The 20,971-nt window shown below is 45.8% G+C and carries 19 protein-coding genes and 2 tRNA genes; 7 read left to right on the forward strand and 14 right to left on the reverse strand.

Going from position 1 to position 20,971, the window contains the following annotated elements:
• Positions 1–161: 161 nt before the first annotated feature.
• Together SOHN41_RS09865 and SOHN41_RS09870 are read left to right on the forward strand one after the other, a co-directional pair.
• Complete coding sequence (locus SOHN41_RS09865) at positions 162–590, forward strand: MGMT family protein (protein WP_007648375.1); 429 nt, start codon at positions 162–164, stop codon at positions 588–590.
• Between the two features lie 182 nt (positions 591–772).
• Positions 773–1,564 carry a DUF3108 domain-containing protein gene (locus SOHN41_RS09870; protein ID WP_007648377.1) on the forward strand — a complete coding sequence of 264 codons (792 nt, stop codon included), beginning with the start codon at positions 773–775 and terminating at the stop codon, positions 1,562–1,564.
• A gap of 153 nt (positions 1,565–1,717) precedes the next feature.
• Here SOHN41_RS09870 and SOHN41_RS09875 read toward each other — a convergent pair whose 3' ends face one another.
• Positions 1,718–2,497 (reverse strand): class II glutamine amidotransferase, encoded by a 780-nt coding sequence (locus SOHN41_RS09875; RefSeq protein ID WP_007648379.1) that lies wholly within the window; start codon positions 2,495–2,497, stop codon positions 1,718–1,720.
• Between the two features lie 243 nt (positions 2,498–2,740).
• On the opposite strand from SOHN41_RS09875, the gene fadE reads away from it, so the two are divergent.
• Positions 2,741–5,188, forward strand: coding sequence for an acyl-CoA dehydrogenase FadE (gene fadE / locus SOHN41_RS09885; RefSeq protein WP_007648384.1), 2,448 nt, complete (start codon positions 2,741–2,743; stop codon positions 5,186–5,188).
• A gap of 271 nt (positions 5,189–5,459) precedes the next feature.
• On the opposite strand, the gene SOHN41_RS09890 is transcribed toward fadE, so the two are convergent.
• The 3 genes from SOHN41_RS09890 to SOHN41_RS09900 form a co-directional block, all read right to left on the reverse strand.
• Complete coding sequence (locus tag SOHN41_RS09890; protein ID WP_037458702.1) at positions 5,460–6,749, reverse strand: acetamidase/formamidase family protein; 1,290 nt, start codon at positions 6,747–6,749, stop codon at positions 5,460–5,462.
• A 92-nt stretch (positions 6,750–6,841) separates the two neighbouring features.
• Positions 6,842–8,824, reverse strand: a complete 1,983-nt coding sequence (locus SOHN41_RS09895; RefSeq protein WP_007648388.1) for a cation:proton antiporter — start codon at positions 8,822–8,824, stop codon at positions 6,842–6,844.
• An 883-nt stretch (positions 8,825–9,707) separates the two neighbouring features.
• Complete coding sequence (locus tag SOHN41_RS09900) at positions 9,708–10,586, reverse strand: LysR family transcriptional regulator (protein ID WP_007648392.1); 879 nt, start codon at positions 10,584–10,586, stop codon at positions 9,708–9,710.
• Positions 10,587–10,690: 104 nt separating this feature from the next.
• On the opposite strand from SOHN41_RS09900, the gene SOHN41_RS09905 reads away from it, so the two are divergent.
• Complete coding sequence (locus tag SOHN41_RS09905) at positions 10,691–10,909, forward strand: hypothetical protein (RefSeq protein WP_037458705.1); 219 nt, start codon at positions 10,691–10,693, stop codon at positions 10,907–10,909.
• Between the two features lie 675 nt (positions 10,910–11,584).
• Positions 11,585–12,172, forward strand: a complete 588-nt coding sequence (locus SOHN41_RS09910) for an NAD(P)H-dependent oxidoreductase (RefSeq protein WP_037458707.1) — start codon at positions 11,585–11,587, stop codon at positions 12,170–12,172.
• Between the two features lie 189 nt (positions 12,173–12,361).
• Here the strand turns inward: SOHN41_RS09910 and SOHN41_RS09915 are convergent, their stop codons facing one another.
• From SOHN41_RS09915 to SOHN41_RS09930, 4 genes are all read right to left on the reverse strand, one after another.
• Positions 12,362–13,252, reverse strand: a complete 891-nt coding sequence (locus SOHN41_RS09915; protein ID WP_007648396.1) for an SMP-30/gluconolactonase/LRE family protein — start codon at positions 13,250–13,252, stop codon at positions 12,362–12,364.
• 107 nt (positions 13,253–13,359) lie between these two features.
• Positions 13,360–13,833: a DMT family transporter gene (locus SOHN41_RS09920; RefSeq protein ID WP_007648397.1), complete on the reverse strand. Its 474-nt coding sequence runs from the start codon at positions 13,831–13,833 to the stop codon at positions 13,360–13,362.
• A 5-nt stretch (positions 13,834–13,838) separates the two neighbouring features.
• Positions 13,839–15,245: an amidohydrolase family protein gene (locus SOHN41_RS09925; protein ID WP_037458710.1), complete on the reverse strand. Its 1,407-nt coding sequence runs from the start codon at positions 15,243–15,245 to the stop codon at positions 13,839–13,841.
• A gap of 227 nt (positions 15,246–15,472) precedes the next feature.
• Entirely contained in the window at positions 15,473–16,054 is a 582-nt protein-coding gene (locus SOHN41_RS09930; protein ID WP_007648399.1) for an NAD(P)H-dependent oxidoreductase, read from the reverse strand.
• Positions 16,055–16,212: 158 nt separating this feature from the next.
• Here SOHN41_RS09930 and SOHN41_RS09935 point away from each other — a divergent pair, with 158 nt between their 5' ends.
• On the forward strand, positions 16,213–17,094 hold the full coding sequence (locus SOHN41_RS09935; protein WP_007648400.1) for a LysR family transcriptional regulator: 882 nt from the start codon (positions 16,213–16,215) through the stop codon (positions 17,092–17,094).
• Positions 17,095–17,159: 65 nt separating this feature from the next.
• Here SOHN41_RS09935 and SOHN41_RS20510 read toward each other — a convergent pair whose 3' ends face one another.
• The 4 genes from SOHN41_RS20510 to SOHN41_RS09950 all read right to left on the reverse strand — a co-directional run bounded on the left by SOHN41_RS20510 (position 17,160) and on the right by SOHN41_RS09950 (position 19,132).
• On the reverse strand, positions 17,160–17,609 hold the full coding sequence (locus SOHN41_RS20510; RefSeq protein ID WP_272941535.1) for a dioxygenase: 450 nt from the start codon (positions 17,607–17,609) through the stop codon (positions 17,160–17,162).
• Positions 17,509–17,985: a dioxygenase gene (locus tag SOHN41_RS20515; RefSeq protein ID WP_272941536.1), complete on the reverse strand. Its 477-nt coding sequence runs from the start codon at positions 17,983–17,985 to the stop codon at positions 17,509–17,511. The genes SOHN41_RS20510 and SOHN41_RS20515 overlap by 101 nt, the downstream gene beginning before the upstream one ends.
• A 62-nt stretch (positions 17,986–18,047) precedes the next feature.
• On the reverse strand, positions 18,048–18,470 hold the full coding sequence (locus SOHN41_RS09945; protein WP_007648404.1) for a DoxX family protein: 423 nt from the start codon (positions 18,468–18,470) through the stop codon (positions 18,048–18,050).
• A gap of 26 nt (positions 18,471–18,496) precedes the next feature.
• Positions 18,497–19,132, reverse strand: a complete 636-nt coding sequence (locus SOHN41_RS09950; protein WP_007648406.1) for an NADPH-dependent F420 reductase — start codon at positions 19,130–19,132, stop codon at positions 18,497–18,499.
• A gap of 133 nt (positions 19,133–19,265) precedes the next feature.
• Here SOHN41_RS09950 and SOHN41_RS09955 point away from each other — a divergent pair, with 133 nt between their 5' ends.
• Positions 19,266–20,159 carry a LysR family transcriptional regulator gene (locus SOHN41_RS09955; protein WP_037458739.1) on the forward strand — a complete coding sequence of 298 codons (894 nt, stop codon included), beginning with the start codon at positions 19,266–19,268 and terminating at the stop codon, positions 20,157–20,159.
• Positions 20,160–20,623: 464 nt separating this feature from the next.
• On the opposite strand, the gene SOHN41_RS09960 is transcribed toward SOHN41_RS09955, so the two are convergent.
• Both SOHN41_RS09960 and SOHN41_RS09965 read right to left on the reverse strand, forming a co-directional pair.
• A tRNA-Asp gene (locus SOHN41_RS09960) sits at positions 20,624–20,700 on the reverse strand.
• A 56-nt stretch (positions 20,701–20,756) separates the two neighbouring features.
• Positions 20,757–20,833: transfer RNA gene (locus SOHN41_RS09965), tRNA-Asp, on the reverse strand.
• Positions 20,834–20,971: the final 138 nt, after the last annotated feature.

Genomic DNA, 20,971 nt, shown 5'->3' on the forward strand with positions numbered 1-20,971 from the left:
ACAATATTTTCGCCATAAATAGTTTAATAATTACGATCACAATCGAGTATGTAGATAGCAATAGTTTCATCCATGAACGGGCTTTCACAGCTTTGTCGTTTAACGCTAAACTGGCAAGCCTAAAGACCAACGAATAGACATACTCACAAGAGCACTTATTTATGCCATCGTTTCCAAAGGATAAATCGCCACTCTATTCCTATTTAAAACAAGACGAAGCCGCCTTAGAAGCTCAAACAGCACAGGCAGTGCCCTTATCACCTATGGCTAAAATCTGGCATATTGTCGCCATGATCCCACAGGGGCGCATTAGCAGTTATGGGAAAGTTGCCGATTTAGCCGGACTGCCAGGCAGAGCCAGATATGTCTCTAAGGCACTCAAATCAGCCCCAGAACATTTGTCACTTCCATGGCATAGAGTACTTAACAGTCAGGGACAAATTTCCTTTGAAAAAAATTCAGCCGCGTTTCAGGAACAGATGGAATTATTGCGAATCGAAGGAGTAGTAGTGAACCGCGGCAAAGTAAAATTGTCTGAATTTGAGTGGAGGCCCGATATGGCAACCCTAGTAATGGCCATGCCATTTTAGATAATTTACTGATATATAGACTATTTACACTCTTGATGACCTCAGCTATAACCTAGCTATAGGTATAATCGTTAGCGAATGAAAACGGTGTAAGTAATATGCGATTCAACACATCTCTCTTCAGTTCGGCGCCCTGTCGCGCCGCGAAACAAGGTGAAAGCCTGCGATACAAGGAGCATTATTTGCGCACTATTTCCACGTTATTATTGAGTTTATCCGCGCTCAGCCACAGCCTGTTTGCCATGGCAACCCCCACACCATTAACGCCACAAGTTGCTGAATATCAGGTAAATTATGGTGACATTGAATTAGGTAAAGCCAAATATAATCTGCCGAAAATGGAAGATGGCGTATTCAAATATCGCTTCGATAGCGATCTTAGCCTGTTATTGCTCACCGACGTACGCCATGTATTTAGCGAATTCAGCCAAGATGGCAAGCAACTCCTACCGCTGCGCTATCTGCATCAACGTCAGGGAGTTGGTCCCAATTTCACCGAACAAACGGCATTTGCCAAGGCGCAGGGATTTATCCACACCCGCTATAAAGACGAGAAAGGCAAGTTCCCATTCGAAGGTGAGATATTCGATCCATTAATGGTGCAACTGCAGTTTAGGCTCGATATTAGTGAGGGTAAGGATGTACTCGATTACAAGATGGTGAAAGACAATGAGGTCGATGAATATAAGTTTCATGTTATCGGCAAGGAACGTATGACCATTGAAAGCGGCAGTTACGATACGGTCAAAATTGAAGTGGTTAGGGATAATAAAAAGCGCCAAACCTTCTTTTGGATGGCTCCTGATCTAGCCTACCTACCCGTGCGCCTAACACATTTTGAAAAAGGCAGTAAGCAACTCGATATTAAACTGCTTAAATATCATTTCTATGAGGAAGTCACTGCCGAACCCGCTTCGGCAGCCACGCACGAATCAAACAAAACAGCAAAACTGCTCGGCACGGATGAGAATTAACCCTAGCTTCAACGAATGAGCGACACTCCTAAGGCTAACTACTAGATCTGTGTATGGCAGAATGCTGCATTTTTATATGCGGCTCTGCCATCACTCGATTGCTTAGCACATGGAACACAAGGGCCAAACGTCACGGTCAAAACCGAGGTAGGATCAGCAATCGATTAACAGCTCACCCAAGCGGAATAATGTCCAATGACCCGGCTGCATGACATGCCAGTTTTCGTTCTCGGTTAATGGCCGAGTGGCGATCACAGTCACTACATCGTGGAGGGTTGTTTCCTTATCAAAATCAATCACTACATCCGTGTCGATAAGTTTTGCTTTGCCAAAAGGCGCACGGCGAGTGATATAACATAAATTGTTACTGCAATAGCTCATCAAGTGCTCACCATCGCTTAAGATCATGTTAAACACCCCTAAGGCGCGGATTTGCTCGGCCAGCGTTGCGACAAATCGAAATACCGCCAGCATATCCTCGGGTTTAGCATCGCCAAACTTTTGGGCAACCTGCTCTAAAATCCAACAGAAAGCGAGTTCACTGTCGGTATCGCCTACGGGTTGATAACGGGAAACCGAAAACTTGGCTTGGTAATCCGTTAATTGACCATTGTGGGCATAGGTCCAATAACATCCCCATAATTCCCGGGTAAAAGGGTGAGTGTTTTCTAGCGATACACAACCGCGATTGGCTTGGCGAATATGGCTGATTACCACTTCACTTTTAATCGGATAAGATTTGATAAGCTTGGCAATATGGGATTCACTGCTTGGGCAAGCATCCTTAAAAGTACGGCTACCTTTACCCTCATAAAAAGTGATCCCCCAACCGTCAACATGGGGCCCAGTGACGCCACCACGTTGCGCTAATCCCGTAAAACTAAACACAATATCGGTCGGCACATTGGCACTCATCGCCAGTAATTCACACATATATTTCGCCTATCTTCTCTCAACTCTCTACGGTTTTGCATTGTAACTAGTTGATGACATTTGTGGAATGATCAAAATCGACAAAAAATTTAAACAATTGTTTGAAAAATGCTTGTATTAAAATTGCCTTAGGTTTAACTTTTATGCGACACAGGTCTGACCACAAACTATAATTGTGATCGCTATCAATAAAACTCGCTATGACCTGTGATTGGCACTCGGTCATACTTAAGGAGAATTACAGTGACTACCCTACTTTGGATCATCGCCATGATCTTAGTGCTAGGAGCCCTAGCTTACCTTCGGGTATCCTTGCTCACTGCCACTATTGCAGCCGCTGTTGTGATGACAGCAGGATGGACACTCGATGTTGTCGGCCCTATCTCTTGGATCATTTTCCTCGTGATCGCGCTGCCACTGAACATCAGTGCATTTAGACAAAATGTTATCAGTCGCCCACTGATGAAGATATACCGTGGCATCATGCCGGAAATGTCTTCTACCGAAAAAGAAGCGATTGAAGCCGGCACCACTTGGTGGGAAGCGGATCTGTTTGCGGGTAATCCTAACTGGAAAAAACTCCATAACTACCCCGTTGCGCGTTTAAGTGCAGACGAGCAAGCCTTCCTCGATGGCCCAGTCGAAGAAGTGTGCCGTATGGTGAACCAACACCAAGTATCACACCAACTGGCTGATTTACCTGCTGAAGTATGGCAATACCTGAAAGATCACGGCTTCTTCGCCATGATCATCAAGAAAAAATACGGCGGTTTAGAATATTCAGCCTACGCCCAATCCCGCGTGTTGCAAAAACTGGCTGGTTTAAGCAGCGAATTAGCTTCGACTGTAGGTGTCCCTAACTCTTTAGGCCCTGGTGAGTTGCTGCAACATTACGGCACGCCAGAGCAACAAAACCATTATTTACCCCGCTTAGCCAAAGGGTTAGAAGTTCCGTGTTTCGCTTTAACTAGCCCAGAGGCTGGTAGTGACGCGGGTTCTATCCCTGACTTTGGTATCGTGTGTAAAGGCCAATGGGAAGGTGAAGAAGTTCTGGGGATGAAGTTAACCTGGAACAAACGTTATATCACCCTCGCTCCGGTTGCGACAGTATTGGGCTTAGCCTTTAAACTGCGCGATCCAGAACGTCTACTTGGCGATAAAGAAGAACTCGGCATTACCTGCGCGCTGATCCCAACTGACGTCGAAGGCGTTGAAACGGGTCGTCGTCACTTCCCGCTGAACTGCATGTTCCAAAACGGTCCTACCCGCGGTAAAGACGTATTCGTGCCCTTAAGCTTTATCATCGGTGGCCCGAAAATGGCCGGCCAAGGTTGGCGTATGCTGGTGGAATGTTTGTCTGTTGGCCGTGGTATCACGCTGCCATCGAACTCTGCCGGTGGAGTGAAAACCGCCGCTCTAGCAACGGGTGCCTATGCGCGTATTCGTCGCCAATTCAAACTACCAATTGGTAAGTTAGAAGGGATTGAAGAACCAATGGCACGCATCGGTGGTAACGCCTACCTGATGGATGCGGTGACGTCATTAACTACCACAGGTATCGACTTAGGTGAAAAACCCTCGGTTATCTCGGCTATCGTGAAATATCACCTGACCGATCGGATGCAGAAATGCGTTATCGATGCCATGGATATTCACGGTGGTAAAGGTGTGTGTTTAGGCCCTAACAACTACTTAGGCCGTGGCTACCAAGCTGCGCCAATCGCGATTACCGTAGAAGGCGCAAATATCCTGACTCGTTCGATGATCATCTATGGTCAAGGCGCGATCCGTTGCCATCCTTACGTGTTAGCCGAAATGGAGTCAGCGTTTGATACTGAGTCAGGCCAAGGTTTAGCGAACTTCGATGCGGCGATCTTCGGTCACATTGGTTTTGCCACCAGTAACTTCGTTCGTAGCTTCTGGTTGGGTCTGACATCAAGCCGTTTCTCTAACGCGCCTTACTCAGATAAAACCAAGCGTTATTATCAACATATGAACCGTTTCAGTGCCAACCTTGCCCTGCTATCTGACTTAGCCATGGCAACTTTGGGGGGAAACCTTAAACGTAAAGAACGTATTTCAGCGCGTTTAGGTGACCTGTTGAGCCAGTTGTACCTCGCTTCTGCAACCTTAAAACGTTACCAAGATGAAGGCCGTCAAACTGACGATCTGCCATTAGTACAATGGGCGGTTGAAGATGCATTGTACAAGCTACAAGCTTCTTTAGACGATTTGTTGGATAACTTCCCTATGGGCCTTGGCGGTGTATTACGCGCTGTGATGTTCCCATTCGGTCGTCCACTGAAACGCCCAAGTGATGTGTTAGATCATAAAGTCGCGAAGATCATGCAAACGCCTTGTGAAAGCCGTGACCGTTTAGGCAAGGGCCAGTTCTGGACCAACTCTGAGCACAATGCTGTGGGTATTCAAGAGCAAACTCTTAAAGATATCCTCGCCTCAGAGCCTTTATTCGATAAGGTATGCAAAGCCAGTGGTAAACGTCTGCCATTTATGTGGTTAGATAAAGTCGCCGCTGAGGGTAAAGCACTAGGGGTATTGAGTGATGCCGAAGTGCACTTACTTGAAAGAGCAGAAATTGGCCGTATGAAGTCAATCAATGTGGATGACTTTGACCCAGCCGAACTGCGTCCAGAAGTGGTTTCTACCGCTTCACAGGAACGCGCAGCTTAATCTGTTCGGCAAGATAAAATCCAAAAAGGAGGCTAATTAGCCTCCTTTTTATAATAAATCTATCGGCTTCAGATCAGCTGTTCAAGATGAGACGAGTTCAATCAGAGAAAGCTTTACCACCACATGACTGAAGCTCTCCAGCATTAACCTAGCTTATCCTTTACCCGACAAATGCCTGCAAGTATGGCGGAGCTAAAATAACAAGGTAATGGCATGTGCCGTTGCGCTTGAAAACGTACAAGATTAAATACACTGCATATCGTATCGATACTTACTGCAAACGAGGCATAGTAAGAAGTGATTTATCCAGCTTCAAGGCAACACCAACACTGCGCCCCGCGAGATTCGGAATAGAATAATGGGCAGCACTGCCTAGGAGAATTGCACATTCTGGCAGCGTCAACCCATAATCTTGTTGCAACCACTGAATAAGCCCCGTCGTCGCCGAACGTAATGCCTCATCTAATGATCCCGCCTGACCTAGGACCATGATCTGATCCGGTGACTCAACACGCGGCATCGCTACCGATTTAGCCTTGATCACATCAACCGTGAATTCAACATCCATAGAGGTTTCCAGTGCATACTGCGAGGTTTCACCATCCCCTTGTAGCGCATGCGCATCGCCAAGATAGAGTAAAGCGCCGGGTTGTTGCACGGGTAAATAAACAATATTGCCTTCAATAATTTCGTTAAAGTCCATGTTTCCGCCAAAACGTCCGGTATCACCCGTAGATACGGGCGCAGAGCCAAAACCAGGTGCAACAGCGAGCCCGCCTAGCATAGGTCGGACTTTAACCCTGTAGTCTTTTAAATGTTCAGTAGGCGTTTCCAAACTCGCCATCCCGCGCTCTCTGTCCAATTTCCAGCGCACAGGCTTTCCAAGTTCATCCACTTGAGTTGCAAAACGTGCCCCCAATGCTCGTCCTACAATCGCATCCAAACTATCAGCATAATCTCGATTCAACCTAAGGCGATTTATCCGTATAACAAGCGTATCCCCTGGTGCTGCGGTGGCAATGAAGAAAGGGCCAGTTTGCGGATTCCCAAACAGAGCCTTAGTCTCACCGTGCTCATCGACCCCACCCGAGTCAATCGTTTTTGTTTGTACTGTATCACCGGGCCAAATCGTAAGGACGGGTGTACGATGAGGATCAAATAGATTGGAATAGTTCGACGGCACGAATTCATAACGCCGCGGTTGTCCTTCTGGACGCATGGCTATTTTCCGAGCCGAGAAGGCATGTTTCACCCGAACACTCGGATTATTGGTATCGGGAAAATCGGCAATACCTTCGATGGTATTGTCTTGCATCTTGCCCTTATAGTTATAGACTGCGCCATCCACATCTATGCTTTCAAATGTGAGGCTTTCGCCTTGACGATGTCCACTCAGCTTGTCACCATCTATATCACCACTGAGATTGTCACCGTTACGCTCTAAAGTCAGTGTGCCATATACAGGATTACCCCAGAGATCCGTTGTCAGTAGCCATTGATCAGCAGCATGCACCTGTCCGAACATAAGACTCAAGTACATGAGTGTGGAATATTTCAACATCGGTATTCTCCAGTTTAACTTGCGAATATGAGAGTGAGTTTATCGTATTAACAAGATAAAACATGGCAGTGATACCCTATTACATGCTCAAGCTAACTCTTTATCACGCTATCTACCACCTCCTTGTCTATTTCGTCATTTATTATAGTGTTAGCATCTGTTTTTTTAAGCCTTAATTGCTCAGTATCCTCTTCCGCTTTTGCCTTCGCTAAAGCCGCTTCTGCTACCGCTTTCTCTTGGGCTTCCTGTGCTTCTCGCTCTGCAATTGCTTGCTGCACTTTGGCTTCTTCTAAGGCTTCAATCGGCAACAGGCTAATCAGCTCAATGCCATTGGGGAACACAGTATCATTAGCTGACACTATGACGACCTTACCTTCCTTTGTTAAATAAACCAATGGCATAGCCGTTTCACCATAACGCTTACGGAAATGCTCGAAGGTAAAATTTTCGGTTAAGCTAGTGACTTTAAGTTGTGCCCCTTTCGCCATTTGGCTGGCAATTTTGGCGTAGGAAACCGCCTCACCAAAGAGGCATAAACGCTGTTTGTAGGACTCAGACAATTGATGACGCGCGCTGCCTTGCTCGGCATTGTTAAGGCCAAAAACCTTCTTTGAACCTATAACATCTTGAAAATAAAAGGTCACCAAGGGGTTTAATTGCTTATAGGGCGACATGATCAGTACCCGGCCAATCCCGGTCAAATCCATATAAGTTTCAGCGTGTTCCGAGGCTGGATTACCAAAATACACCGGAATATTATCCATGCGTGCGAGGCGAATATTGTCCCAGTTATTATCGGCAAGGAGCACCTTAACATCCTTAGCACGTAAAATTTTCGCCAGTTCACGGCAAAATTTTGATGCACCAAAGATGAGTAGACCTTGGGCCGAACCCGATTTCACGCCAAGGTATTTAGCCCAACGACCCGCGGTTAAACTTTGAATAACCACAGTGCCGATGATAATTAGAAATACTAGAGGCACAATCGCATCGGCGCCCTGCACACTATTGGCTTCTAACTTAATCGCGAATAATGACGACACCGCCGCCGCAACTATCCCCCGCGGTGCAATCCAACATAAAAACCACTTATCGGCCCTTGACAGTGATGTCCCAATGCCAGACACCCAAATACTCAGTGGTCTTGCGATTAACATAGTCACAACCAACACCCCAACGCCTCCCCAGCCTAAATCCATCATGGCATTGGAGTCGAGCCTAGCGGCCAATAAGATAAACAGGGCAGAAATTAAAAGGACGGTTAGTGTCTCTTTAAATTCAAGAATTTCAGCAATATCCACCCCTCGCATATTGGCGAGCCAAATGCCCATGACAGTTACCGTCAGCAATCCCGACTCTTCCTGCAAGAGATTTGAGCCAACAAAAATCCCGAGCATCAGAGTTAAAACCGCAGTGTTACGCAAATAATGGGGTAAAAGGTTATGGCGCAATACTTGACCTATAAGATAACCGGATACCGCGCCCAGCCCTAGGCCAAGTGATAGCATAGAGCCTAGAGCATAAAGCACATGGGTGGTGGGGTCACCAGATACCGTAATATATTCAAACACTAATACCGCGAGCAATGCGCCTATGGGATCAATCACTATTCCCTCCCAGCGCAAAATACTGGCAAGTTGCGACTTAGGCCGCACACTTCGCAGCATGGGTACTATCACAGTTGGGCCAGTCACAACCACTAATGCACCAAACAATAAGGAGATGTCCAAACTAAATTCGAGTAAATAAAAGGTGGCGACACTGATACAGGCCCAAGTGATTAGGGTGCCAATGGTCACGAGGTGGGTCACCATGCGACCATGATCTTTGATTTCTTTAAAATTGAGGGTCAAGGCGCCCTCAAACAAAATCACCGCAACCCCGAGGGAAATAATGGGAAAGAGTAAATTGCCAAATATCGCATCGGGATTGAGAACCCCAAGCCCAGGTCCAAGCGTCAGTCCACAGAGCAGCAGAGGTAAAATGGCAGGTAGTCTTAGCTTCCAACCGACCCATTGACAGAACAGAGATAACACCCCAATAAGTGCTAACATTCCAGTGATTTGTTCTACCATATAACATCCTTTAGGTGAAAAGATCAGATATCCATTAACTCAACATGTTAACTGCCGATAACAATAGCAGCAAAAGTCGATGCACTGTAAAACAAGTTCTACCGTGAGTAACCCAATATAGGGCAATAGCATGACAATAAACCATAGGCATCGGCGTTATTACCAGAACAGAAATCTCGCTTATAGAGGGATGACAGTTAACTAATGAGGCTTTTGTATTTCGGTTGGTGGTAACGATAGCCCATGAACGAGAGATATAGATGCTGGACTAGGCTGTTAAGGGATGGGACTCGAACCCGCGCCCCCCAGCGTGGCAAGCCGTGCAGATATGAATTATAGTCCGTTTATTATTTTTAAAAAATATAGTCTATTGATTTTATTGCAGTTAATTGCATTAATATAAGGCTATTCATTAATAACAATTAACGACTACTTGGTGGTCACGGTCACGAAAATCGACCTTTATACTGTTCAATTATCGACCATCGCTTGGGGGTAAGAGGAGTTGGCACTCACAAGAAAGGGAATTCTGATGGCTCACTAAATACTGCAGTACCAGCACAATCATGAATTCGCCTTGCATCCTGCCGCAAGGCAAGCCTTCGATGTGATGTAATCCCTGTGAGGGCTTCGCGATCTTCATGCTCTGCCTGAAAGTGTCAGATCTGAATTAGCCTCGCAGACAATATACTGCGAGGAGGAAACTGATAGCAAAGCCAAGGGATATCAACCGAAACACCACAATAGAAAATTCCTTTTCTACAGCCCATACTCGAGAAGTGTTACCCGACGCCTAAAAGCCCCCTATCTTCCGTTCGGGCCCAGATAATTTTAACCGTGTAGCTATCTGGTTCTCCTCCTGATGGTATTGCTACCAGAATCTTCAGTTCCATGGTGGTGTTTGAAATTCATCTACAAGAAAATCAACAAGTTTTCGTACTTTCAGAGGGAGCTGCTTGCGCGTCGGGTATATGGCAAAGATTCCTAATTCTGTTGTGCGATACTCGGGCATTAGCTCTACTAATTTCCCAGAACGCAGGTCTTCGTATATTAAGAAGTCAGGAAGTAGCACAATTCCCTGATGCGCAAGCGCTGCGGCACGACACGTATCACCACTATTAGCGCGAATACGTGAATTAACATGCACTGTTACCTCACCATTAGGCCCAAGAAAACCCCAAGTATTGCCGGATGACCAATAGCTGTAGGAGATAATATCGTGCTTCATTAAGTCTTCTGGGATCTTCGGTGTACCTCGCTTGCTCAAGTATTCTGAGGATGAACACAGCACCATTTTAGTCTTTGCTAACAAACGACTAATCAAGCTTGAATCAGGGAGACGAGCAATACGAACTACGAGGTCAAAGCTCTCTTCCACAACATCAACAATCCGATCTGACAATTCCACGTCGAGTGTCACTTGAGGATGCAGAGAGGCAAAACGCCCCCATAACGCAGCGAGATGCATTGCTCCAAAGGTCTGCGGTGCGCCAATCCGAAGCTCACCTTGTACCTCGATAGCGCTAGATCCTACCTCTGCCTCAGCTTCGCTCACAGCTGATAAAATTTCCTTACAGCGTTGATAATATGATTGGCCTTCTCGAGTTAGAGAAAGTCTGCGGGTCGTGCGCTGGATCAAGCGAGAACCTAAATGCTGTTCAAGCTCGGCTATATGACGTGATACTGCTGGTTTTGACAGTCCAACAGAGTCCATAGCCCCTACAAAGCTTCCTGCTTCCACGACTGCGGTAAAAGTTTTCATTGCCTGTAGAACGTCCATAGTCTCGAATTTATAAACAATTTGTCTCAAGATAACTTATTTATCTACATTTTCAATACCAATAGAATGGACCGCGTAATAGATGATTGAAGAAAGCCAGTCGTATTTCAAACAAAATACAGTTTAATATCAATACATTACCAATACATATCAGCCTTGTCGGTGCTGGTGTTATGGACGCAGCTCTGGTAAAGCAACTTACCACCAGAGGGGATTGTGTTCGGGTTGTATCTCGAGTCTCAAACAAAGCCAAAAAACTTGAACAATTTATGCAGGAACAACAGCAGTTTGCGCTAAAGAAGTAGCTGAATATTCTTCGACAACCATCTTAGCTTCTAGTTACTTAGACCGCTCTCTGCCTTGAGGCCGTAGGTTATCTGGAGAGCCAAATAGTCATCTGCATTAGTAATCCGCTAGCACCTGGCGAAAGGGGATTAACTATTGGTCAAAGTTGTTCTGCGGCTAAAAGATAACAAACTGTTTCTGACGCGCATGTCGTAAAGGCATTGAGTACTGTTCTCGCGCAGGCTTTAGTTCATTGTCCAAACTTTGCGTATTCCAGTTTTCTATGTTGGGGATAAGGAACCCATCAAAAATATAGTGTGAGCGTGTTGCCCATATTGGTTTCAAGTCTATAGATGTGGGCTCACAGAAAATGCTCGTTATTTGGAGCCAATGGGCGGCTGTATCACCTACTTGGCTTAGCCGTAACTGAGTCAACACTTAGTCAAGCACTGATCATGATCGGTGCAGGCTTTCCGCAGCAATGATGTAGCGGAGAGGATCGCAAGGACAATTGGTAAATCAATTGAATAACAGTGCCTTAACCGTACGTTATCGCATATTTTCCTATCGGAATGTGGAACTTGTTTGGGGAATGAAGCATGACGCCATATCTAAAGGCATGTTGCTGAAGTACTGGCAGAGAATTCCGAAACTCCACATAAATTTTAATTTTATAATCAATAAGATGTATCGATATGAGTAATATATTAATCATTAATGGCGCAAAGAACTTTCTTTTATCAAAAGGCGAATTAAATAATAAATTCGCATTTCTTGCATATGATCATCTGGCATCTCAAGGACATGATGTGTCGATGACCATAGTCGATAAAGGCTATTCAATTGACGAGGAAGTACAGAAAATTGCGAATAGCGATGTAATCATTTTCCAGATGCCTGGTTGGTGGATGGGAGAACCCTGGACTATTAAAAAATACATTGATGAAGTATTTACTGCTGGACACGGTGTTCTCTATGCAAGTGATGGACGTTCACGTACTGATACGACCAAAAAATATGGCAGTGGGGGGCTTTTACAAGGTAAGAAATACATGTTGTCTGTCACATGGAATGCGCCTCTAGAAGCATTTAACGAACCAGAGCAATTTTTTAATGGTGTTGGTGTAGAAGGTGTTTATCTACATTTTCATAAAGCGAATCAATTTTTAGGTTTAAGCGCCCTGCCTACTTTCATCGCTAATGACGTAGAGAAGAATCCTCAGATTGAAAAAGACATGGCTAGATACCTTCAACATCTAGATAAGCATATCCAATCACTTTAACGCTTGGATTCATACATTGTTAGTCGCTTTACGGTAGGACCAAACATTGGGTAAATAGATGAGAATTTGTAGGGCAACTAGTGAGGTAATTTTCGCTTAAGCTAACGAGCAAAAACACGGAACGGGGAATCTTAGAAATTGAAATGACGGTTAGCTTTTAGCTAACCGTCATTCTAGTATGATGCTTTATTACTTAGTATAAGTCTTTAATACTCTACTATAATAAGTTTTTGATGCAAAAAGACTTTCCTTTAACCCAACAAATACTTCTGATGTCGCTTTCAACAGTGCACCGTCATCGACTGTCGGCACAGAAAGCCCTGTGCGTGCACTAGTACAATAGAGAGTATTTAACCCAGAACCCCCGATAACTGGACAGGTCATCTGAGTAGCAGCAGAAGACAGAATGCAGTCAGTCTTTCCTGTTGGACTATAGCGCACAATTCGACTACCACCCCATTCAGCATTCCATAAGTAGCCCTTGGCATCAATGCAAGATCCATCCGGTGCACCCTCTCCTTCAAGCGCGACAAAAATGCGTTGATTGCCCAAAGAAGGATAATCGCAGCAGCAAATACGCCCTTGCATCGAGTCGCAGTAATACATAGTGCCGCCATCCGGGCTGAAACAGATGCTATTAGGGATAGCCACTTCGGGCAGTGCCAGCGTCTCAACCTCCAACGTTTCGGCATTAAGTCGGTGAAATTGGCCGATGGTTTGTACTGAGTCGCCGTCATCCATAGTGCCAAAGACAAAATTGCCTGAGCGATCGCAGCGGCCATCACCTATTCGCGTTCCGGCTGCTCCCGGAGAGGACACCACTTCGGTAAAAATGCGAGTATTCAGATCATAGAAGCCGAGACGGGATGCCAGCCCCATCAGCAGAACCCCTAGCTTTTCGGTGAGTGCGAATGATCCGAGGCGTTCAGGCAGAGACCAGCGCATCAGGACGTCATTGTCTTCCTCAAAGGCGAGCAGTTCGCTGCCTTCAATGTCCGTCCAGTACAGCCTGCGTGTCTTTTCGCACCACAAGGGGCACTCTCCCAGCGTATTCCTGACATCTGCTGCAATTGAAAACATGTTAATCCTCCGGGGGATGAAAGTACGCGTTGCGCTTTTAAGAAATGCTTAAGGACGTCACCCTAAGGCAGACGTCCGTAAAGATAAGGGATCAGAATTCTGCTTTGTCAGTGCAGAAAGCGCTCAGATAACTTGTCACCAAACAGCATGATGACGAGTCCGGCCAGCATGACAAACGTTCCACCCAGCTTCAGTAATGATACTGGCCGCTTGATGGCACCCAATAGACCAAAATGGTCGATCATTTGTGACGAGAGTAACTGCCCGACAATCGCCAGTCCGAGGAGGGCTGAAAAGCCGATCTTCGGTGCGAGCACGACATAGCTGAACAGCGCACAGGCACCGATCAGACCGCCCGCCAGACTCCAAAGCGGTTGCGATGGAATAGCCGCAAGCGAGGTGAATAATCCCCCGCGCAGCAGCGAGTAAATCCCCAGGCTGAATGCCCCGGCCGCGAAGGAAAACAGCGCGGCGGTGACCGAGTCTCCGCCCAATCCTCGTGCCAGCTGGCTGTTCAGCGTCGTCTGCAGGGTGATCCCGAGACCTGCGGCAAAGGCGATCAGGTAATATATCGTGCTCATGGATTTCATTCCTGTGAGTGTGCCTGCGCCAGCGGCAGGAAGGCGTCAGCAAACATGTCAGGCCCATATCCGGCGGCGGCAAACAGATGCTTTCGCGATTCATCGATGGCGGCGCGAAGACGCGTGCTGTCCACGCCCAGCACCTTGCCGCCCTGCTTGACGATGCGCCCGCCAATCATGACGGTATCGATGTTGCTGCGCTCTGTCGCATGCACCACAGTGCCAAAGGCATTGCCGGACGGGTAGAGGTTGATGTCGCCGGCGTTAATCAGGATCAGGTCGGCCTGTTTGCCAGGTGTCAGGCTGCCAATCTTGTCCTGCAACCCTGCGCAGGCAGCACCATCGACGGTTGCCGCTTTGAGCAGCTGCGCCGCCGGAAGCGTTGTCAGGGAATCTGCACAATCGCAGCTGTGCTGCTGATGCATGCCCATCACCCGCTGCAGGTAAAAGGCCACGCGCATTTCCATAAACATGTCAGTGCTGTAAGAGGTTTCATTGTCGACGCTGAGGCCGGGGTTGATGCCATGGCGGTGCGCAGCCTGCATGGCAAACATGCCGTCTTCGATGCCGTAGTGCGCATCTGAGCGCGGGCAGACGTTTACCCGCACGCCCGCTTCCCGCAGGATCTTCCATCCTGCATCAGGCAGCGCCGTGCAGTGATTGAAAATATTGTCCGGGCCGAGAAGGCCGTGCCGATGCAGCGACTCCAGTTCAGATGCCATCAGAGAGCCAAAGAATTCGGTGACGATCGGCAGGCCCAACCTGCGGGCCTCGGCCCACAGCTCAGGCTCCAGTTGGGCCATGACCGCAAGAGACACAAGGCTGTCAGGATTGTTGTTGAAATACTTTTCCTGCAGGCGCTGCCAGTTACCCGGCCAGTGGGCCTTGTCCCATTCGCCGGATACCGGTGCGCCGGAGGCATGAATGGCGCGAATACCCGCATCCAGCAGCGCCTCGACGGCGGCGTCCGAGTGCGCTGCGGTGCGGCTATTATGGGAATTATCGATAACTGTGGTGATGCCCGCATCTATCGCTCCTAGTGCAGTCAACAGGTTACCGATATAGATATCGGCAGGACGATAGTATTTGGCGAACGAGAAGTGGGTGGCGTTGCTGTAGTCGTCTAAGCAGGTCGCATTGGGGTTGATGCGGCGCAGTTGCCCTTCCCATGCGTGGCGATGAGAATCCACCATCCCGGGCATGGCAATCATGTTGGAGGCATCAATAACATGGGCCCCCTGTGCATCCAGGTTCTGACCCACGGCGGTAATAGTTGAGCCACGGATAAGAATATCTCCGCGTTCGATGTTACCGACGTTCTCATCCATGCTAAGAATCGTTGCGCCACGAATTAGGATGGCAGAGAGATTTTCATTCTGATTCTTTACAATATTTCTTACGTAATCGGTCATATCAATACCTCGTACTTAATCAATAGCAATAAAGGTACGCCACTGCATTAATGTGAAAAAGACACTGAAAGTGTTTTTACTATTCATAATTTTCGAATAATGAAATGAGCTCGCACTTGTTGCTCACCCGCTGGGTGGATACCCTGCGAGGCGTAAGAATCGCTGATGAATAGGGTTTTTCAAAGGCTATGCAGACAGCCCTAAAGAGGGGTTTCTTTTATAACGACTTAAGAAAAGATAGCTTTAAGATGATCGCTGAAACGCTTGATTTCATTTTCAACATCCGGCGCTTTGACCACATCATTTGTGATAAAGGTGCTCAGTGCTTCCATCCCCAAAAACTGATTGGCTTTATGAAAATGTAGGTATACCCCGTCTACGCCCTGACCTTCAAAGAATTGTTCCGGATCATTAAATGCTTCTAAGGGTGCATTCCATGTCAGAGAGAGCATGTATTTTTTATCCTGAAGAAGGCCGCCTGAACCATATTTTTTGGACGCATCCGCGCGTGTACGACCATCACTTTCGTACAGTGCACCATGACCTGCGGTGAACACCTCATCGATCCATTTTTTTACTGTCCATGGTTCACCCATCCACCATCCTGGCATCTGATAAATCAATACATCGTTGTTAAGGATTTTTGCTATCTCGCTATTAGGATCAAAATCACTGTCAGCGTTTGTAACCGATACTGTATGCCCAAGCTTGCTTAAAACCTCTCGTGCTGTGTTGACATAGAGCGTGTTTAACTCTCCTTTGGCAAATTCAAAACGTTTGGCACCATTGATAATAAGAATGTTACTCATAAATTTACTGCCTCTAACGGGATCATTGTTTATTGCTTAATCGACAGCAAAAACAGTACACCACGCTATTAACACGAAAAAGATGCTTAAAGTGTTTTCATAATTCATAATCTACGAATAATGATGTTAAGCAGATTTATCGGCTAGGAAGAAGGACAATGGATCGTATTCAGGCTATGCAAATCTTTATGCGGGTTGCTGAAGCGGAAAGTTTCGTGCGCGCGGCGCAAACGCTTTCACTGCCCTCATCAACAGTCACTAGCACCATTAAAAATCTGGAGAAATACTTACAGGTGCGCCTGCTGAACCGGACCACTCGGCGGGTGAGCCTCACCCCTGAAGGTTTACAGTATCTTGCACAGTGTCAGGAAATACTCTCATTAATCGAGCATGCAGAATCCAGCTTGACAGATGCTGTTAGACGACCACAAGGTCGTTTGCGGGTTGATATGCCCAGTGGGATTGCCCATTTCATTGTCATGCCCAAATTAAAAGAATTTCATGAGCGATACCCGGATATCTACCTGATGATAGGTGTGAACGATCGGCAGATCGATCTCGTTCAAGAGGGTGTAGACTGCGTGATCAGATTGGGAGAACTTAATAATTCCACTCTGGTTGCCCGACCATTGGGCAGGTTTCGCTGGGTAACCTGTGCATCACCTGAATATCTTAGGCAAAACGGTGTTCCGCAATCGCCTGAAGAACTGTCCGAGCATAAGGCAATCCACTATTTTTCAAACCAAACTAGGCATGCGAACGAAATGCGTTTTGTTAGAGGCACAGAGCCCCTCACCGTACCAGTCAGCGGTGCAGTAGCGGTGAATGAAACGGGGCTGTATATCAAAATGTGTCTAGAGGGCTATGGACTGGGTCAACTTGCTGAAAGGGTTGTGTCAGAGCACTTGCAGGAAGGAAGGCTAATCGAAGTCCTTAAAGACTGGCAACCCCCTTCAGTACCTATAAATTTGCTTTATCCGCATCAGCGATTCCTTTCTCCCGCCGTGCGCGCATTTGCAGACTGGATAGCCGAGATCTGATATTGCAACAATAATTTCAAATCCTTCAGTTTATTTACCACTCACGTTATTAATCCCGACATATTCTATGCGCTGTGAAAAATGAATGAGCGCATAGAGAGTGAACCCAGATCTATACCTTCAGTCGTATAGAAAAGTTCATCTTTACTATTTGATGTACCAGCAATAGTGATGGCGGGAATGTAATGCTCTAGTGTCGGGTTTGATATGTTCATGAGCCGATCCATTGAGTGGGTATCAATAAGTGGACTAAAGTTTCTTACGTCCAGTTTTTGTTTTACGAAATCATCAAACTCAATTGCCCAATCATGTACTTTGCCATCAAACCTTAAGGCTCGTAAGTTATGAACAATATTGCCAGAACCTAGAATGAGCACTCCTCTGTCACGTAATTGAGATAGCTCTTTGCCGATGTCAAAGTGCCATTGCAAATCTTTGGTTAAATCTATCGATAGCTGAAAAACGGGCACGTCCGCATCTGGAAAAAAGTGAATCCAAAACAGACCAAGCTCCATGATCAAGGCCCCAACTCTCATCGGTGTTAACATTGAAAGTTGCTAACATTGCTGCAACTTCTTTTGCTAAGCCAGGATGCCCATTAGCTGGATATTGTTTGTTATTAAGTTGTTCTGGAAATCCATAAAAGTCATGAATTGTCCTAGGTACCGCGGACACATCAACAAGCGTTGTCCCATTTGTCATCCAGTGGGCTGAAATGACTAATATTGCCTGAGGTTTAGGTAGCGAACGTCCTAAGTCTTTCCAACTCTGGCTGTATTGATTATGTTCAATTGCGTTCATTGGACTACCATGCCCCAAAAATAAGGTAGGCATTCTTTCAGATAATTTAAAGCGAGATTTTAGCGCTTGAAGAGAAGATGTAAGGCTCATTAGGTACCTACTTTGATTAATCAAATATAAAGAGGTGCTACCTTACGCAGCACCTACCTTAGTCATGCATACTTTCCTAGCAATTTGCTTATCATGGGGTGCTTTAGAGCATACGCACCGCTGCCCAATAGTATGAGTGATGCTTGTGCTGTTGCCCAAAATAGCGGGTATTCCCATCCCCCACCTTGATTAGTAAACATCCAACCGTTGCTGCTATGTACCCACACCGCGCCCAGCAATACAGGTAACAGAACAAGTGAAACAGCTCTAGTTGCAACACCTAAAATAAGAGCCAATCCTCCCCCTAACTCAGCAAAAATCGTCAAATAGGCGAAAATTGCCGGAAAGCCAAGACTTTCAAAGTAAGCAACGGTCCCGGGTATAGTGAACACGAAAACCTTTGTTAAGCCATGAGCCAAGAATAAGACACCAGTGGCGATTCGAAGCAACAATGCTGCATAGGGTGCTGTCTTTAATTCAATCATGGTTATATCCTCCATTAGGGCTATGATTATCTTGCTAACCAGGCAGGTGCAATCTGAGTGCCTTGTCCAGCCATGTAACCGAAATGAATATTTAAATATGCAAGAGGCTCTAAGTAACGCGCATTGATAAGCCCCCCAGCGTCGACTGCATCAAAGCCTGCTTCTTTTGCTACTTTCATGACTATCCCCTTTGCATCTTCATCATCAGCCGCTACAAAAGCTGGCACCGCTCGACCGTTGAAATCTAAACCTTGGTCATAAATTTGAGCAAAAACAGTATTAAACGCCTTCACTACCTTTGCTTTTGGCATTAGTTTTTGAATTTCTTCTGCGGCTGAAGAATCAAAACCTACTGTGATCCCAGAAAAATCCGCTTTAACAGGGTTGGTAACGTCAATAACGACTTTACCGCCGAAATCAGCTGCTGAAGCCAACTCGTTTACGGCAGCGTATGGAATGGCTAACATGACAATCTCGGCATTCTTCACTGCTGTTGCAATATCACTCGCTTGAACGCGAATACCCTCTTTAATTAATGTTTCTGCAAGACCACGTGCACCTTCGATATCACGTGATGCAACGACGACACCATGTGAAGTTGCACCAAATGTTTTTGCTAAACCAGAACCAATATTTCCTGAACCAATAATTGCGATATTCATGACTTTTCTCCGACTATTTAAAAATTAATTTAATTGGCATTTGCCATGTAAAAAGTATCTACCTCTATCTTTGACAACACAATGTTGATTATGTAGATTGAATACCAACAAAATGTTCTTAATCGAGATATCTATGGATCTTATTGATGGGCTTAAAGCATTCGTGGCAACGGCACAAACAGGTTCTTTTACAGACGCTGCCGAACAGCTAGGTATCTCAAATCGGTTAACGTCTAAATATGTTGCTCAACTTGAAGAAAAGTTAGGTGTACTGCTACTACAAAGGACGACACGAAAAGTGGGGGTTACACCCAGTGGACAAGAGTTACTAGCAAAGGCCCCCGCAATACTCGATGAACTGGATGAGCTTCTTGGCTCTATATCAGATGATTCTCAAGGCTTAACAGGCGTTTTGAGAATCGCTGCACCTGTGACATTTGGGGAAATGTTTATCAGTGATATTTTAAGTCGCTTTTCTACACTGCATCCTAAGCTTGCAATTGATCTGCGTTTGAGTGATGAACATGTCGATCTCGCTAAGGAAGGCTTTGATTTAGCATTTAGAGTTGGAGAGCCTGACATAGTAACGTTGAAGGCACGTAAACTTGGAGAAATAACCAGCTTATTGGTTGCTAGTGCCGATTACCTTTCAAAGAACAAAGCGCCAGAAACTCCAGCAGACTTGAAAATGCATACTTGCATTGTCGATACGAATAGACGAGATGCAAGACGTTGGTCTTTTTACAAAGATGCTGAAGAATACACATTTGCACCAAGCAGAAACTTGTTGGTAAACAGCGCAAGAATAGCAAAAGAGTGGGCACTTAATGGACGAGGCATTGCCTTATGCCCAAGTTTTGTTTTGCAGGCAGAAATTGAATCCAAAATGTTAACGCCACTGCTTAGCGATTATGCAATGAAAACATCTCCCCTTTACGCTGTCTATTTATCGCATAACCTTGTACCTAAAAAAGTAAGAGCACTCATCGATTTTGCTATTGACGACTTTCGCAATAAGTCGTGCTGACTGTATATAAATAGGGGCGAATTTATTTAACAATTTGATTTAGAATATAAATTTAAATCGACTTTGTGGGTACTTTATATCATGACAAGAATTTGGTCGTCTAGGCTCGTAATATTAAACCGTTTTGTTGGGTCGTCACTCAGAATGAGGCATGTCAGAGCAAATACAACATTGTTCATCAGTAATGTTTTCGAAACACAGCGGAGAACAATCGAGTAAAGATTAAATATTGTCTTGAACTCACGACAAGCCTAATTAAGAATTGATGTATTAAGAAAGCATAGGAAGTAAAAGACTGAACACAGCAATTATGTGACAAAACGTTAAATTGACCCTAGGTTAAAATTAAGCAGAGGTCATCAAATGGTCACATTTTGGTCACGGTCACGAAGAAAGAAATGAGATAGGAACTGGTGAAAAATCAAAAAGTCCATGCTATTTAATAGCATGGGCTTCATGAATGTTGGCGGAGCGGACGGGACTCGAACCCGCGACCCCCGGCGTGACAGGCCGGTATTCTAACCAACTGAACTACCGCTCCAAACTTTTATTATACCGCTACTAGAGCACTATAATTTTAACTTTCAATAACTTGACTGGCGGAGCGGACGGGACTCGAACCCGCGACCCCCGGCGTGACAGGCCGGTATTCTAACCAACTGAACTACCGCTCCACTCAAGTTGCGGAGAATAATACGGTCGAGCCTTGTTAGCGTCAACCGTTTTTTTCACTCCCCTATATCGTTTAGTTAAAATTTCGCCAACCTAATCTAAAAACACTGACTGATGAATAAAATATCTTCATATTCATT

The sequence above is a fragment of the Shewanella sp. HN-41 genome (assembly GCF_000217915.1).
GTDB lineage: Bacteria > Pseudomonadota > Gammaproteobacteria > Enterobacterales > Shewanellaceae > Shewanella.

What these genes read in the sequence shown, in the direction of transcription:
- SOHN41_RS09865 (WP_007648375.1), top strand. Translation starts at nt 162, where the DNA reads ATGCCATCGTTTCCAAAGGATAAATCGCCACTCTATTCCTATTTAAAA.
- SOHN41_RS09875 (WP_007648379.1), bottom strand. Translation starts at nt 2,497, where the DNA reads ATGTGTGAATTACTGGCGATGAGTGCCAATGTGCCGACCGATATTGTG.
- SOHN41_RS09890 (WP_037458702.1), bottom strand. Translation starts at nt 6,749, where the DNA reads ATGTTGAAATATTCCACACTCATGTACTTGAGTCTTATGTTCGGACAG.
- SOHN41_RS09895 (WP_007648388.1), bottom strand. Translation starts at nt 8,824, where the DNA reads ATGGTAGAACAAATCACTGGAATGTTAGCACTTATTGGGGTGTTATCT.
- SOHN41_RS09900 (WP_007648392.1), bottom strand. Translation starts at nt 10,586, where the DNA reads ATGAAAACTTTTACCGCAGTCGTGGAAGCAGGAAGCTTTGTAGGGGCT.
- SOHN41_RS09910 (WP_037458707.1), top strand. Translation starts at nt 11,585, where the DNA reads ATGAGTAATATATTAATCATTAATGGCGCAAAGAACTTTCTTTTATCA.
- SOHN41_RS09915 (WP_007648396.1), bottom strand. Translation starts at nt 13,252, where the DNA reads ATGTTTTCAATTGCAGCAGATGTCAGGAATACGCTGGGAGAGTGCCCC.
- SOHN41_RS09920 (WP_007648397.1), bottom strand. Translation starts at nt 13,833, where the DNA reads ATGAGCACGATATATTACCTGATCGCCTTTGCCGCAGGTCTCGGGATC.
- SOHN41_RS09925 (WP_037458710.1), bottom strand. Translation starts at nt 15,245, where the DNA reads ATGACCGATTACGTAAGAAATATTGTAAAGAATCAGAATGAAAATCTC.
- SOHN41_RS09930 (WP_007648399.1), bottom strand. Translation starts at nt 16,054, where the DNA reads ATGAGTAACATTCTTATTATCAATGGTGCCAAACGTTTTGAATTTGCC.
- SOHN41_RS09935 (WP_007648400.1), top strand. Translation starts at nt 16,213, where the DNA reads ATGGATCGTATTCAGGCTATGCAAATCTTTATGCGGGTTGCTGAAGCG.
- SOHN41_RS20510 (WP_272941535.1), bottom strand. Translation starts at nt 17,609, where the DNA reads ATGGAGCTTGGTCTGTTTTGGATTCACTTTTTTCCAGATGCGGACGTG.
- SOHN41_RS20515 (WP_272941536.1), bottom strand. Translation starts at nt 17,985, where the DNA reads ATGAGCCTTACATCTTCTCTTCAAGCGCTAAAATCTCGCTTTAAATTA.
- SOHN41_RS09945 (WP_007648404.1), bottom strand. Translation starts at nt 18,470, where the DNA reads ATGATTGAATTAAAGACAGCACCCTATGCAGCATTGTTGCTTCGAATC.
- SOHN41_RS09950 (WP_007648406.1), bottom strand. Translation starts at nt 19,132, where the DNA reads ATGAATATCGCAATTATTGGTTCAGGAAATATTGGTTCTGGTTTAGCA.
- SOHN41_RS09955 (WP_037458739.1), top strand. Translation starts at nt 19,266, where the DNA reads ATGGATCTTATTGATGGGCTTAAAGCATTCGTGGCAACGGCACAAACA.